At 64.1% G+C, this 13,415-nt stretch carries 12 protein-coding genes; 7 read left to right on the forward strand and 5 right to left on the reverse strand.

The features are described from left to right. Positions 1–6 precede the first annotated feature (6 nt). Positions 7–1,353 carry a ribonuclease H-like domain-containing protein gene (locus tag ACFSJC_RS08255; RefSeq protein ID WP_386025578.1) on the forward strand — a complete coding sequence of 449 codons (1,347 nt, stop codon included), beginning with the start codon at positions 7–9 and terminating at the stop codon, positions 1,351–1,353. Further along, a complete protein-coding gene (locus tag ACFSJC_RS08260; RefSeq protein WP_386025580.1) occupies positions 1,307–2,539 on the forward strand; it encodes a DUF1615 domain-containing protein in 1,233 nt (410 codons plus the stop codon). Before ACFSJC_RS08255 ends, ACFSJC_RS08260 begins: the two co-directional genes overlap by 47 nt. A gap of 4 nt (positions 2,540–2,543) precedes the next feature. On the opposite strand, the gene cydC is transcribed toward ACFSJC_RS08260, so the two are convergent. From cydC to ACFSJC_RS08275, 3 genes are all read right to left on the reverse strand, one after another. Further along, positions 2,544–4,310, reverse strand: a complete 1,767-nt coding sequence (gene cydC / locus ACFSJC_RS08265) for a thiol reductant ABC exporter subunit CydC (RefSeq protein WP_386025581.1) — start codon at positions 4,308–4,310, stop codon at positions 2,544–2,546. After that, positions 4,307–6,106, reverse strand: a complete 1,800-nt coding sequence (gene cydD, locus ACFSJC_RS08270) for a thiol reductant ABC exporter subunit CydD (RefSeq protein ID WP_386025583.1) — start codon at positions 6,104–6,106, stop codon at positions 4,307–4,309. Before cydD ends, cydC begins: the two co-directional genes overlap by 4 nt. A gap of 129 nt (positions 6,107–6,235) precedes the next feature. Continuing rightward, entirely contained in the window at positions 6,236–7,651 is a 1,416-nt protein-coding gene (locus ACFSJC_RS08275; RefSeq protein ID WP_386025585.1) for a sigma-54 dependent transcriptional regulator, read from the reverse strand. 593 nt (positions 7,652–8,244) lie between these two features. Here ACFSJC_RS08275 and rpsP point away from each other — a divergent pair. The 5 genes from rpsP to sbcB all read left to right on the forward strand — a co-directional run bounded on the left by rpsP (position 8,245) and on the right by sbcB (position 11,745). Then, complete coding sequence (gene rpsP, locus ACFSJC_RS08280; protein WP_386025587.1) at positions 8,245–8,502, forward strand: 30S ribosomal protein S16; 258 nt, start codon at positions 8,245–8,247, stop codon at positions 8,500–8,502. Between the two features lie 23 nt (positions 8,503–8,525). Continuing rightward, the gene (rimM, locus tag ACFSJC_RS08285; protein ID WP_386025589.1) at positions 8,526–9,032 is read left to right on the forward strand and encodes a ribosome maturation factor RimM; all 507 of its coding nucleotides are present in this window, start codon (positions 8,526–8,528) and stop codon (positions 9,030–9,032) included. A gap of 99 nt (positions 9,033–9,131) precedes the next feature. Next, positions 9,132–9,884 carry a tRNA (guanosine(37)-N1)-methyltransferase TrmD gene (gene trmD, locus ACFSJC_RS08290; protein WP_386025590.1) on the forward strand — a complete coding sequence of 251 codons (753 nt, stop codon included), beginning with the start codon at positions 9,132–9,134 and terminating at the stop codon, positions 9,882–9,884. A 20-nt stretch (positions 9,885–9,904) separates the two neighbouring features. Continuing rightward, positions 9,905–10,249, forward strand: a complete 345-nt coding sequence (gene rplS, locus ACFSJC_RS08295; protein WP_386025592.1) for a 50S ribosomal protein L19 — start codon at positions 9,905–9,907, stop codon at positions 10,247–10,249. Between the two features lie 56 nt (positions 10,250–10,305). After that, positions 10,306–11,745, forward strand: a complete 1,440-nt coding sequence (gene sbcB, locus ACFSJC_RS08300; protein WP_386025594.1) for an exodeoxyribonuclease I — start codon at positions 10,306–10,308, stop codon at positions 11,743–11,745. A gap of 52 nt (positions 11,746–11,797) precedes the next feature. Here the strand turns inward: sbcB and ACFSJC_RS08305 are convergent, their stop codons facing one another. Further along, entirely contained in the window at positions 11,798–12,763 is a 966-nt protein-coding gene (locus ACFSJC_RS08305; protein ID WP_386025596.1) for a sensor domain-containing diguanylate cyclase, read from the reverse strand. A gap of 4 nt (positions 12,764–12,767) precedes the next feature. Beyond that, positions 12,768–13,412 carry a chemotaxis protein CheX gene (locus tag ACFSJC_RS08310; RefSeq protein ID WP_386025598.1) on the reverse strand — a complete coding sequence of 215 codons (645 nt, stop codon included), beginning with the start codon at positions 13,410–13,412 and terminating at the stop codon, positions 12,768–12,770. Between the last annotated feature and the right edge of the window lie 3 nt (positions 13,413–13,415).

Genomic DNA, 13,415 nt, shown 5'->3' on the forward strand with positions numbered 1-13,415 from the left:
GCGTCCATGGCCGACCGATCGCTTGCCGGGCGTCTGGGACGTCTGCGGGGGCAGACCAAGGGCGCGAGCGTGGGCGTCGATGACAGTCCCACGGCTTCGGGGAATGTCGATCCGGCCCCGCTGGTCCGGGCGGGGACGGTCGCCCAGGTCTCTTTCGCCGACCGGGTTCAACGGCTCATGGGCGCTCCGTCCGTGCGGCTGCCGCGCGAGCCGGACGAGTCGGCGCTGGCCGAATCGATCGGTGCGGAGCGGATCGCTCCGGGGGTGCTGAGACTGGACCGGCTTCTGGATGGCCGGACCCGGCACGGCTCCGCGCCGCTGTCGTGCTTTGTCCTCGACCCGGATCCCGGTCTTCAGCGACCGTTGGTCGAGATGTGCAGTCGTCCTGAGTGCGTGGATGGCGAGGGCCTGCGGTGGCCGGCGGTTTTTCTCGATACCGAGACCAGCGGTCTCGCTGGCGGGACCGGAACCTGGGCCTTTATGACCGGGGTGCTGCGCCAGGATGGCGCCGGCTGGCGGCTGCGTCAGTATCTGCTCGCCCGGCTCGATGCCGAGCCGGTCTATCTGGAGGCGGTGCGCGATGAGCTGGCCGATGCCGGGACGCTGGTGACCTACAACGGTCGGTCCTTCGATGGACCCTTGCTGAGCACCCGTTTCAGACTCGCCGGTTTTCCGGATCCGTTGCGCGATCTGCACCATCTGGATCTGCTGGGTCCGGTGCGACGGGCGTTCGGTCGGGTCTGGCCGAACTGCCGGCTGGCGACGGCCGAGACACGTCTGCTGCGTTTCGTTCGTGAGGGCGATCTGCCGGGCTCCGAGGCCCCGGCCGCCTGGCTCGGATGGCTGAGGCAGGGTGAGATCGCGCCCTTGTCCAGGGTGCTGCGTCACAACCGCTGGGATCTGCTGTCGCTGGCCGGTCTCATGCCGGTCCTGGCGCGCAGCTTTGAGGATCCGGCGGCCCTTGGGGCCGATACGCATGCGGTGGCGCGCTTTCATCGATCGAAGGGGCGCGAGAGCATGGCGCTGCGTCTGCTCGAATTCGAGCGCGGTCGTCTAGGTCCAGAGGCGCTGCTGGATCTGGCGCGGCTCTATCGGCGCCAGGGCGACTGGGAATCGGCCCTCCGGCTCTGGGAGTCGCTGACCGCTTCCGGGGACCCGCAGGCGCGTCTCGCGCTGGCCAAGTACCATGAGCATCGGACGCGGGATGTGGCGCTGGCCTTGGAGCTGGCGAACGGACTTCCGCCAGGGGCGGATCGCGAGCGTCGCTGCGACCGTTTACGGGGCAAATTGACTGAAGTGGGTGAGGATGCGGATCGTGATATCGAAGGGGATCGGCGGCTGTCAGCGGATTGAGTGGGCGAGCCTGGTTGGATGCCTTGCCATTGCGCTGGCAGGATGCTCCGGCACTCCGGTGGCGCCGGAGCGCCAGGGCGGAGCTGCGCCGGTCGTGCGCGCGCCCGTGGTCGAGTCCAAACCGCGTCCGCCGTCCAGGCCGCAGGCGCCGCCTCGCACGCCCGAAGAGCACTATGCGCGGGTCCTGGAGCTGGCCGAACGTCTCCTGCCGCCCGATCTGCGCGATCGTTCCGGTTGGGCGGGCGACATCGCGACCAGCATGACGGCCCTTTCGATTCCGGCTCTGCCGCGCAAGGTCTGCGCCGTCGCCGCCGTCATCGAGCAGGAGTCGGGTTGGCGCGCCGATCCGGTGGTGCCGGATCTGGGTGGGATCGCCCGCCGTGAGATGGAGCGCAAGCTGGGCCGTTATCTGATTCCGGGGGCCGTGCTGGATCTGGCGCTGCGCAAGACCTCGTCCAATGGCCAGACCTATGCCGAACGGATCGCCCATCTGCGCACCGAGCGCGAGCTGTCCGAGCTCTACGATGAGATGATCTCGGAGGTTCCGCAGGGGCCGCGTCTCTTCGGCGACATGAATCCGGTGCATACCGGCGGTCCCATGCAGGTCAGCGTCGCCTTCGCCGAGCAGACGATGCGCGAGCGTCGCTACCCCTGGCGCAACGCCGGGAGCGCGCGCGAGGAGGTCTTCAGCCGTCGTGGCGGGGTCTATTTCGGCACCGCGATGCTGCTCGACTATCCGGTCAGCTACAACCGCATGCTCTATCGCTTCGCCGACTTCAACGCCGGGCGCTATGCGAGTCGCAACGCTGCTTTTCAGCGTTTGGTTGCGGCTTTGACCCGAATCGATCTGGCGCCGGACGGCGATCTGCTGCGCTACGCCGACGGCAAACCGGCCGGCACGAGCCAAACCGAACGCGCCGTGCGGGCGGTCGAGGGTTTGGGCATGGACGAGAGGGCGATCCGTCGCGATCTGCTGCAGGAGAAGTCATTCGCCTTCGAGCGCACCAAACTCTATCGGCGCGTTCGAGAGCTGGCCGAGCGGCGCGGTCTGCCGACGCCCGAGGCGTCGGTCCCGGACATCGCGCTCGAAAGCCCAAAGATCACGCGCAAGCTCACGACCCGTTGGTTCGCCGAGCGGGTGGAAGGACGCTATCGGCGTTGTCTGGCACGCAATCACGAGGACTGAGGACTCAGGAAGAGTGGCTGGCGGCTGGAGTCTGGAGGCTGGTCGCCCTCTCCGCTGCCGTGACCAGCAGCTCTGCGGCCATCGCCTTGGGTACGACCGAGACGTCCCCGCGCGCCAGCTCGCGTCCCTGGTCGAGCACCAGGACCTGATCGACCCAGTCAAGCCCGGCTGGACGATGCGTGATGAGGAGCACGGTGCGCCCGGTCATGAGGCGGTCGAGTGCCTGCATCAGGTCGCGCTCGGTCGCCGCGTCCAGTCCCTCGGTCGGCTCGTCGAGCAGCAGGATGGGCGCGTCCTTCAGCAGCGCGCGGGCGACGGCGATGCGCCGGCCCTGTCCGCCGGACAGCCGGACCCCGGTCTCTCCCACCCAGGTGTCGTAGCCCTCGGGCAGTTCGGCGATGAAGTCGTGGATCTGGGCGACGCGGCAGGCCTGCTCGATGGCGGCCTGCGGTGCCTGCGGGTTGGCGATCAGCAGGTTCTCGCGGATGGTTGAGTCGAACAGATAGGTGTGTTGGCTGACCACGGCGATATGACGGCGCAGGTCGTCGCCGCTGAAGTCGGCGATGTCGTAACCGCCGATGCGGATGGTTCCGGTGTCCGGCGCCCAGAAACGCAGCAGCAGGTTGAAGAGCGTGCTTTTGCCCGACCCGGTCGCCCCGACGATGGCTGCACGGCTGCCCTGGGGGATCTGCAGCTCGATGTCCGCGACCGCCGGACGTCCGGCGTCGGGATAGCTGAAGCCGATCCCCTCGAAGGCGATATCGAAGCGTTCGGGGCGGGGCGATGGGCCGGCCGGGTCTGCGACCGCCGGCTGGGTGTCGACGATGTCGAAGAGTCTCCGGGCTGCGGCGAGCGTGCGTCCGAGGAGTTGGAATGCCTGGGGCAGGGGGGCGACGGCCTCGAAGCTGGCGAGGGTGAAGAGCGCCAGCATGGCCAGCTCGGGACCGCCGAGCTGGCCGGAGCTCGCCATGGGGATGGCGAGCCAGAGCAGCGCCCAGAGGCTCAGGCTGGCGCAGATGCCGACCGCCGCCTGGGTCAGTCCGTGGTCGCTGGCGAGCCGGGCCTGGTCGGCGATCAGTCGGTGGCTGAGTCCGTCGATGCGCTGCGCCTGGCGTTCGGTCGCCCCGTAGACAGTGAGTTCGGCCATCCCCTGGACACCGTCGATCACGGCGGTTCTCAGTGTGCTCTCGTCGTCGGCGATGCGCTGTCCCGGCCCCTGGCCGCGCGATCGCGACCAGATGGGCAGCGCGACCCCGGCGAGCAGGAAGAAGAGAAGTCCGGACGCCGCCAGGATTGGGGCGTGCAGATAGAGAAAGACCGTGAATAGTGTGACGCTGATGACGGCGACGACTGCGGGAACCAGTACGCGAACATAGAGGTTGTCCAGTGCGTCGATGTCGGAGCGGATGCGGCTGAGCAGATCGCCGCTGTGATATTGCTGGAGCCGGGCTGGGGCGAGCGGTTCCAGGTGCTGGTAGAACCAGACGCGCAGGCTGGCGATGAGCCGGAAGGTGGCCTCGTGGTTGATGAGACGCTCGCCGTAGCGTCCGGCAGTGCGGATCATGGCACTGCCGCGGATCATGGCGGCTGGCGTGAAGTAGTTCATGGCCACGCCGGCAATGCCGGCGGCGGCCATGGCGGTGAGGAACCAGCCAGCGGCGGCCATGAGTGTGACGTTGGCGATGAGTGTCAGGGTGGCGGCGAGCGTGCCGAAGATCATCCAGCTCCGGTAGGGACGGAAGAGTCGCCACAGACGCAGTAGCTCGTTCATGCCGGGTCGCCCTCCGGGTTCTTGTTGGTGACGCTCGATCCCGATTCGCCGTAGGCGGCGATCATGCGGGCGTAGATGCCGCCGGCTGCGGCCAGCGCGTCGTGGGTCCCCTGTTCGGCGACACACCCCTGGTCGAGCACCAGGATGCGGTCGGCGCCGCGCACGGTCGCCAGACGGTGGGCGACGACCAGAAGCGTGCGGTCGCGTGCCAGTTCGTCGATACCCTCCTGGACCAAGCGCTCGCTCTCGGGATCGAGATTGGCGGTCGCCTCGTCGAGGACGACGAGGGGGGCGTCGCGCAGGAAGGCGCGGGCCAGCGCGATGCGCTGGATCTGGCCGCCGGAGAGTCCGGCGCCGCGCTCGCCGACCAGGCTGTCGTAGCCGTCGGGCATGGACTCGATGAAGTCCTGAGCGCGCGCCCGGCGGGCCGCTTCGCGGACCGATTCCAGATCGGCGTCGGGTACGCCGAGTCGAATGTTGTCGGCGATGCTGCCCTGGAACAGACGCGGCTGCTGCGGTACCCAGGCCAGGTTGCGGCGCCAGTCGTCCAGGTCGATGCGGGAGAGGTCCTGCTCGCCGACCAGGATTCGGCCCGCGCCTGGGGTCAGGAAGCCGAGCAAGAGGTTGATGACCGTGGTCTTGCCCGCGCCGCTGGTGCCGACCAGTGCGATACGCTCGCCTGGAGGGATGTCGAAGCTCATGCCCTTGAGTGCGTCTCGACCTTCCTCGTAGCTGAAATGGACCGCTTCGAAGCGCACCCCGAGCGGGCGTGTCGCGGCGAGCGGTTCGGCGCCGGGTTCGAGCTGGGCCGGTTGGGTTTCGAGTACGCCGATGAGTTGCTCGGCGGCGGCAGCCGCTGCCATGCGGGCGTGGTACTGGGTGCCCAGGTTGCGCAGTGGCGCGTAGAACTCAGGCGCCAGCATGAGCACGAAGAGCCCCTGGAGATAGCTGATGTCGGGCACCTGGAGCCAATGCGGAACGGGAAGGGCCAGGTCGTAGAGTCGGAAGCCGATGAAGACGGCGACGATGGCGATGCCGACGGTGGCGAAGAACTCCAGTACCGCCGACGAGAGGAACGCGACCCGCAGCACCTGCATGGTGCTGACGCGGTAATCATCGGAAACGCGGGCGACGATTTCGACCTCGCGCCGGCTGGCCCCGAACAGCTTGAGCGTCGTGATGCCCTGGATGACGTCGAGGAAATGCGCGCTCATGCGTGCGAGCTGTTTCCACTGGCGCTGGTTGCGCGCCTCGGCGCCCGATCCGATCAGGATCATGAAGAGCGGGATCATGGGGGCGGTGACCAGCAGCACCAGGCTCGACAGCCAGTCGACCGGGATCACCACCGCGAGGATGGCGAGCGGCAGGATCATTGTGAGCGTCATGGCCGGCAGGAAGCGGGCGTAATAGCCCTCCAGATCGTCGATGCCCTTGGTCAGGGTCTCGACCAGCGCGCCGCTGCGATGCTCGGCAAGATAGCCTGGGCCGAGGCGCTGTAGATGACGGTAGACCTGATTGCGCAGCGTGGTGCGCACCCCGGCGGCGGCCTCGAAGGCCGAGCGCTCGGCGTGCCAGAGGATCAGGGCGCGAATGGCGAAGAGGGCAAGCAGTCCCCACAGCCAGGGGGCGACGGTGTCCAGACCGGCGCCCTCGAAGATGACGTCGTCGAGAACGACCGCCAGGCACCACGCCTGAACGATCGCGAGCAGTCCGTTCGTCGTATTGAGCCAGATGGACAGACCGAGCGATTTGCCGGCCAGCGGTCGTTGGGATTTGAGCCAGGCATTGACAGACATGTGACGCCGTTCCAGGAAGGACTCTATCGATCTTGGGACGACGAGGATACGGAACCTGGACCCGTGTCGGCAATGTGGATTCTCTATCGCCTGCTTGGATCCACAGGCGTGCCGTCTTCCTGCCTCGGGTCAGTTCGAGGCGTTGCGAGCGACGCCGTGTTTCGCCATGAGGCGATAGAGCGTCATGCGCGAGACTCCAAGCTCCTGTGCGGTTCTGGTGACATTGCTGGCATTGCGAGCCAGGGCGAATTCCAGATTGTGCTTCTCCGACTGCTCGCGCGCGTTCTTCAGTGTTCCCATCGTGTAGGGCTGAACGTTGGGGGCGGCGTGTCGTTCCTGGGGCTCAGGTGGTGGTGACGCAGCGGCTAGAGGTAGAGGTTCCTCCAGCTGGATCTTCATATGCTCCGGGCGGATCAGGGTTCCGTCGCAGCTCAGCGCCGCCTGGAAGATGACGCTGCGGAGTTCTCGGACGTTGCCCGGCCAGTGATAGAGGCGCAGCGCCGCGATGGCTTCGTTGCTGAATTTCAGATTGCGTATACCGGCCTCGGTGGCGACCTGTTCGAGGAAGTAGCTGGCCAGTAGCTGAATGTCGTGTTCGCGTTGATTGAGGTTCGGGGTCTGGATGGTCAGAAATGCCAGGCGGTAATAGAGGTCGGCTCGGAATGCCTTGTTTTGGATCGCCTGCTCCAGATCGACATTGGTCGAGGCGATGACCCGAACATCGACGCGCACGCCGCGTGTGGCGCCGATCGGGGTGACGATCTTGTCTTCGAGGAAGCGCAGCAGGGTTGCCTGGGACTCGAGCGGCATATCGCCGATCTCGTCGAGGAATAGGGTTCCACCGGACGCGCTCTGGATGTAACCGGTCTTGCGATTATTGGCGCTGGTGAAGGAGCCTTTCTCGTGCCCGAAGAGTTCCGATTGCAGTAGTGAAGGTGGAATGGCCGCGCAGTTGATTGCGACATAAGGGGCTTTGGATCGGGACGAATGGTCGTGTATGGCGCGTGCGGCCAATTCCTTGCCGGTTCCGGTCGGGCCGGTGATGAGCACCGGGACGTCGGATTCGGCGGCGCGTTGCAGCATGCGATACAGGGCGAGCATGACCTCGCTTTCCCCGATGAGTCCGAAGCGGTTTGGCGCCGTCAATGGCTCCATTGTGATCAAATCCTGTTCGATTTGCGCCATCCCGAAGGCGTGTCCTAGGACCGTTGAGATGCGGTCTCCTTCAAGCGGAAATACGTGAAAGTCGTACAGCCGCTCGGCAATGAAGTGTTTCATTCCGTGCCTGGCGATCTGTTGTTCCGCAAGCGCCGCAACCCATTTGATCTCCGGTAGGCATGTGACTAGCTCCCTAATGCGCTCCTCACCTTTTGCGTTCTTCTTTTCGGGAAAGATGGCTAGGGCGACGAGAAATTGTTGCTCTTCGGCGAGTTGCCGGGCAGCCTCCGGATCGGTGGCCTCGTGGACGTCCCACTGCTTGGCCTTCAGGGTTTCGGCGATTTCGTTGTTCAGCGGGGCCTGGGAAACGACAAGAAGCTTGCGCATGGCGTCGGATCTCTAAAGGGGGTTTGTACGCGTTCGGTGTCGGCTATGCGATCGATCCGAGGCTTCCCTATCTGTCGGAGCTGAGCATGGGCGCGTCGTTGGATCTGAGGCTTAGCATATCAACTCTGGGACATCCGATGTCACCCCTGCGTGACGATTTCCTGGCCTGCGTTTGCTGAATTGTGAATCGATTAACACATTTTGGGTACATGCTGTTAGATTAGGAGACGTTGTTTTTTGTTGTTTTATACGCTGTTGTGGCGTTCTTCTGTGTTTGGGGTCTGTGTTTTTTGTTTTTAATTGAGTGGTTTGCTGCTATTTTTGCGTGGTTTTCTGTTGGCCGATGTGTCGATTGGTCGATCTGGGTCGGTTCGACGTGTGACGCTTTTCGCAGGATGAGGGGCGGAATTGGTGCGTGAATGATGCGTCACACCCGGTTTACGCTGTTTTGCGTGCGTGGTCGACGCGGGTTTGGGCGCCCGGTCACGCGAGACTGAATTCCTTCTTCCATTTTTCCTCGGATTCTGTATATTTGGCAGTTTACCTGCGGGGCGACCCGCAACGCCTAATTCAGTTCTGAGCCAGGACAGCACATGGTCACGATTCGCTTGTCTCGAGGTGGTTCCAAGAAGAACCCCTTCTATCAAATCGTCGTTGCGGATATCCGCTCCAAGCGCGACGGTCGTTATATCGAACGCCTCGGGTTCTACAATCCGACCGCCAAGGGCGGCGAGGTGCCGTTGCGGCTCGATCGCGAGCGCGCCGATCACTGGATTCGCCAGGGTGCGCAGCCGACCGATCGTGCCAAGCAGCTGCTGAAGCAGGCCGCCCGCGAGGCCGCTGCAGCCTGATTCGTGCGGCCGGGGCTGCGGCGATGAAGGAGCGCGACCCTTCTCGGGTGGTTCTCGGTAAGATCGTTGGCGTTTACGGCGTCAAGGGTTGGGTCCGGGTCTTCTCCGAAACGGCTCCCCGCGAGGGTATCCTTGGTTACTCGCCTTGGCTGGTCGGCGCCGGGAGTTCCCCGTGTCGCGTGGCCGAGGGCAAGGTCCATCGCAAGGGACTGATTGTCCGGCTCGATGGCTGCGAGGATCGTGATCAAGCCGCCGTCCTGGTTGGTCAAGAGATCTCCGTTCCTCGTGACCGCTTACCTCCGCCGCGCTCCGACGAATTCTACTGGGTCGATCTCGAGAGGCTGGCGGTCTTCTCCGTGAGCGGAGTCGATCTGGGCTGCGTCGATCATCTCTTCCCGACGGGCGCGAACGACGTGCTGGTCGTCAAGGGCGATCGTGAGCGACTGATCCCGTTCGTTTGGGGCGAGGTCGTGAAGGACGTGGATTTCACCACGCGCCGGATCGAAGTGGACTGGGATCCTGATTTCTAGTCCCAGGTCTTGCTCGGTGCCGAATCGGCGCCTCGAACGATCTCCTTAAAGATCGCCGGACCGAACGCGTTTTCCTGTCGACGCCCGAGATTTCGTGCTATGCGATTCGATGTCATCACGCTGTTTCCGGATCTGTTTCGGATCCTTTCGGATCAGGGTGTGACTGGTCGTGCTCTGACGCGCGGGATCGCCGAGCTGCATCTCTGGAATCCACGGGATTTCACCCGTGACGTGCATCGGACGGTGGACGATCGCCCTTACGGCGGTGGTCCCGGGATGCTGATGAAGGTCGAGCCGTTGCGCGATGCGATCGCGGCGGCACGCGCCCAGGCGGGCGAGAGGACTCGGGTCGCCTATCTCTCGCCGCAGGGGCGTCCGCTCGATCAGGCGGCGATGATGGAGATCGCCGCTCGGCCGGGTTGGATCCTGCTCGCTGGGCGCTACGAAGGGGTCGACGAGCGTCTGATCGAGGCCCATGTCGATGAGGAATGGTCGATCGGCGACTATGTCCTCAGCGGTGGCGAGCTGCCTGCGATGGTGGTCATGGATGCCGTCATTCGGCTGTTGCCTGGCGCATTGGGGCATGCGGATTCTGCGCGACAGGACTCGCACATGGATGGGCTACTGGATTGCCCACACTACACTCGCCCGGAGCGGATCGAGGAAGGCTCGGTTCCACCGGTGCTGATCGGCGGCGATCATGCCGCGATCGAACGCTGGCGGTTGCGGCAGGCGCTTGGGCGAACCTGGTTGCGCCGCCCGGATCTGTTGACGCGGCGCGGTCTGAGCGCGGCGGAGCAAGCCTTACTTGATGAATTTGTCCTGGCCCATCGCGAAGGTGGCGCCGGTTGAGAACAGGAGCCAAGGAAACCATGAGCAATATCATTCAGCAGCTCGATCAAGAGCAGATGACCCGTGAGGTCCCCGATTTCGCCCCAGGCGATACCGTCGTCGTCCAGGTCAAGGTGACGGAAGGTACCCGTGAGCGTCTTCAGGCGTTCGAGGGCGTCGTCATCGCCATCCGCAATCGCGGTCTCAATTCCGCCTTCACCGTGCGCAAGATCTCTCACGGCGAAGGCGTGGAGCGCGTCTTCCAGACCTATAGCCCGACGGTTGCCTCGATCCAGGTGAAGCGCAAGGGCGACGTGCGTCGCGCCAAGCTCTACTATCTGCGCGGTCTTACCGGCAAGGCCGCCCGTATCAAGGAAAAGATCTAATTTCCTTGGCGGTCGTCGGTGTGGCGACCGCGATCGGCCAAACAGTCGTTCAAGACTTGGCTCAAAGCTTCTACTGGCACGATTACGAGACCTGGGGGATCGATCCCCAGCGTGATCGTGCCTGTCAGTTTGCAGGTGTGCGTACCGATCTCGATCTGGTCGAGGTCGGTGAGCCGCTTGTCCTCTATTGCCGCCCAGCGGCCGATATGCTTCCCCATCCCGACGCCTGTTTCGTTACTGGCATGACGCCACAGGATGCCGAGCGCGAGGGGCTGTGCGAGGCTGAGTTCGCCGCCGCCATTCATTCCGTGCTGAGCGCGCCCGGCACCTGTAGTGTCGGCTACAACAGCATGCGTTTCGATGACGAGGTCACGCGCAACCTTCTCTATCGCAATCTCTACGATCCCTACGCCCGCGAGTGGCAGAACGGGAATTCCCGCTGGGATCTGATCGATGTCCTGCGGCTCGCCCACGCGCTGAGACCCGACGGGATCGATTGGCCGCTTCATGAAGACGGTGTCGTCTCCTTCAAGCTGGAGCGGTTGACCGAGGCGAACGGCATCCCCCACGAGGGCGCTCACGATGCCTTGGCGGACGTCAAGGCGACGATTGGTATGGCGCGCCTGTTGCGTCGGGCTCAGCCCAAGCTGTTCGACTATGCGCTGACCCTGCGCGACAAGCGACGCGTGCGCGAGATGCTGGGCAAGCACCAGCCGCTGCTGCACGCCTCGGCGCGGTATCCGGCTGCTTGGGGCTGTATCGCCCCCGTGTTTCCGCTGGCGTCCCGTCCGGGCAATCCCAATGGCGTCATCGCCTTCGATCTGCGGGCCGATCCGCGACAGCTCCTGGATCTTTCCGAGGATGAGATCCGCTGGCGTCTCTTCACGCCTGTTGCCGAGTTGCCTGAGGGCGTCGAGCGGGTTCCGCTGAAGACCGTTCATGTGAACCGAGCTCCGATGCTCGCGCCTATGAAGACGCTCGATTCGGATGCGGCGGAGCGCTGGGGTATCGATCCGCATCTGGTCGCCGAACGGTCGCGCTTCCTAATCGAGCATGCGCCCGCGATCCAGGTCAAGGTGGAGTCCGTTCACCGGCCGCCGGAGGTTTCCGAGATTCGCGACCCGGATCTCATGATCTATTCGGGCGGGTTTCTCTCCGACAGGGATCGGCGCGCCCTGGATCGTCTGCGTGCGTTGACGCCGGCCGAATTGGCCGAGGAGTCGCCCCGGTTCGAGGATGGCCGACTGCGCGAGATGCTGTTCCGCTATCGTGCCCGCAACTGGCCTGAAACCCTGAGTCCAGAGGAGGCCGAGGACTGGGATGCCTATCGTTTGGCGCGCCTGACCGATCCGGACGGTGGCGGTAGCATCCAAGTCGATGGCTACGAGGCCCGTCTGGCCGAGCTCTGGGAGTCCGAAGGAGGAGATGCCTCCAAGGTGCGCATTCTGGAGGATTTGGCGGACTGGGCCGAGCGCGTGCTCGACGCCGATCTTTGATCGCCGTTCCTGTGCTTCGCTCAGGCTGCAGGGGCTTGCGCGGGCCGCTCTATCAGACGCAGGCGCGTACTTCGGTGACGGTGTGATCGAAACACATGCACCGATTGCGTCCCCGGTCCTTGGCGGTATAGAGCGCCAGATCGGCCTGGCTGACGAGGGTCTGGGGCGGCAGCTCCAGGCTTGGCACGACGGCGGATATCCCGATGCTTACGGTCACGTGTCGCGCGGTTCGCGAGGTTGGGTGTCGCAGCCTTAGTCCCTCGACCCTGAGTCGCAGGCGCTCGGCAACTGCGCAGGCGGCCTCCTGGTCGGCGCCCAGTAGCGTTAGAGCGAACTCCTCGCCGCCGTAGCGAGAGATGCAATCCCCTTCTTGGCGTAGTCCTTCCTGCAAGGCCGAGGCGACCATGATCAGACCTTCGTCGCCCTTCTGATGCCCGAATCGATCATTGAACGCCTTGAAGTCGTCGACGTCGATCATGAGCAGCGCTATATGGATCTGTCTCGACCGGGCCTCTCTGAATCGCTCCGAGAGGTCCTGATCGAATCGGCGACGATTGCCGACCCCGGTGAGCGAATCACGGTAAGTGGTCGCGATCAGCTGCGAGGACTGAGCGCGCAGTCTGCGTTCCCGGCGCACGGTGGCCGTCATGTCCTGGATCTGGATCAGACAAGCGTAAGGATCGCCGCAGATCGGTGTGACATACACGAGCTGCTGCATGCGCTGATTCAGCTCGCGGTCGCCGGGTTTTTGGTAAAGCGGGAGTACCGACGGGTTGAGTCCCGGCGTGAGGACCGAGGAAAGCCGAAATCGCAGTGCCTGCTGAATGCAGTTCAGCAGTCTGGAGTGTTTCATTTCGGTGAAGACGTCCTCTATGGGCCTTCCGGCGACATCTTCAGGCGCGATTCCGCTGTGGCGCGTCATCCAGGCATTCCAGGAGAGGATGCAGCCTCGATCGTCGAGCAGAACGACACCGGTTTGCAGCTGGTCTATCAGCTGGACATTCGCCGCGCGATCCATGCCGTTAGCGTATTCCGAGACGCGTCAGATAGCTGTCGACGCATGTCAGTAGTGCGTGCAACGAACTGACGCTGAGCAGGAACAGCAGGTGGCCATTGATGCGTTCCTGACGTATGGAAAGGTGAATCTGCAGAATGAGCAGTACCTCTTTCTGGTCGCCGCTGAACAGTGGCAGCGATTCGGTATCGCTGAAATGGTGCTCGGGCAGGCTGCCCATGAACTCGACGTTGAACTCGTCGGCCAGCGCGCTCATGCAGGCGTTGAGGATGATGTTGCCGATCTCGCACATCGCCTCTTGCTCGAATTCCGACAGTTCTTCCGGCGGCATGTTGGGGTCGAGCATGTGGCTCAAGATCGCCAGGGCGTTACGCTCCGGGAAGAGCAGTACGGCGCGCGCCTCGAACGGGCCGGAGAAGTCCATGGCCACCATGCTGAGTTCCTTGAATTCGGAGCCCAGCAAGGCCTGGCTGATCTGGGAGGGGTACGCGAAGCTGATGCTCGGCGCCGACAGTTCCACCTCGTCCTTGACGATCAGGCTCAGGCTGTTTGCCGCTCGTCCGACACCCAGGTTGAAGAGCTCGCCCAGTGCGTCTAGCTGCAATTCGTCGAGTGCGGGTGCATCGTGCCTGGATTTATCGGGCGCTATCACGTT

This window comes from Thiorhodococcus fuscus, from assembly GCF_042682685.1.
GTDB classification, from domain to species: Bacteria; Pseudomonadota; Gammaproteobacteria; order Chromatiales; family Chromatiaceae; genus Imhoffiella; species Imhoffiella fuscus.

Bases quoted from the DNA above. Each gene is read 5' to 3' on its own strand.
- ACFSJC_RS08255 (WP_386025578.1), top strand. From the start codon at position 7: ATGGCCGACCGATCGCTTGCCGGGCGTCTGGGACGTCTGCGGGGGCAG.
- ACFSJC_RS08260 (WP_386025580.1), top strand. From the start codon at position 1,307: ATGCGGATCGTGATATCGAAGGGGATCGGCGGCTGTCAGCGGATTGAG.
- cydC (WP_386025581.1), bottom strand. From the start codon at position 4,310: ATGAACGAGCTACTGCGTCTGTGGCGACTCTTCCGTCCCTACCGGAGC.
- cydD (WP_386025583.1), bottom strand. From the start codon at position 6,106: ATGTCTGTCAATGCCTGGCTCAAATCCCAACGACCGCTGGCCGGCAAA.
- ACFSJC_RS08275 (WP_386025585.1), bottom strand. From the start codon at position 7,651: ATGCGCAAGCTTCTTGTCGTTTCCCAGGCCCCGCTGAACAACGAAATC.
- rpsP (WP_386025587.1), top strand. From the start codon at position 8,245: ATGGTCACGATTCGCTTGTCTCGAGGTGGTTCCAAGAAGAACCCCTTC.
- rimM (WP_386025589.1), top strand. From the start codon at position 8,526: ATGAAGGAGCGCGACCCTTCTCGGGTGGTTCTCGGTAAGATCGTTGGC.
- trmD (WP_386025590.1), top strand. From the start codon at position 9,132: ATGCGATTCGATGTCATCACGCTGTTTCCGGATCTGTTTCGGATCCTT.
- rplS (WP_386025592.1), top strand. From the start codon at position 9,905: ATGAGCAATATCATTCAGCAGCTCGATCAAGAGCAGATGACCCGTGAG.
- ACFSJC_RS08305 (WP_386025596.1), bottom strand. From the start codon at position 12,763: ATGGATCGCGCGGCGAATGTCCAGCTGATAGACCAGCTGCAAACCGGT.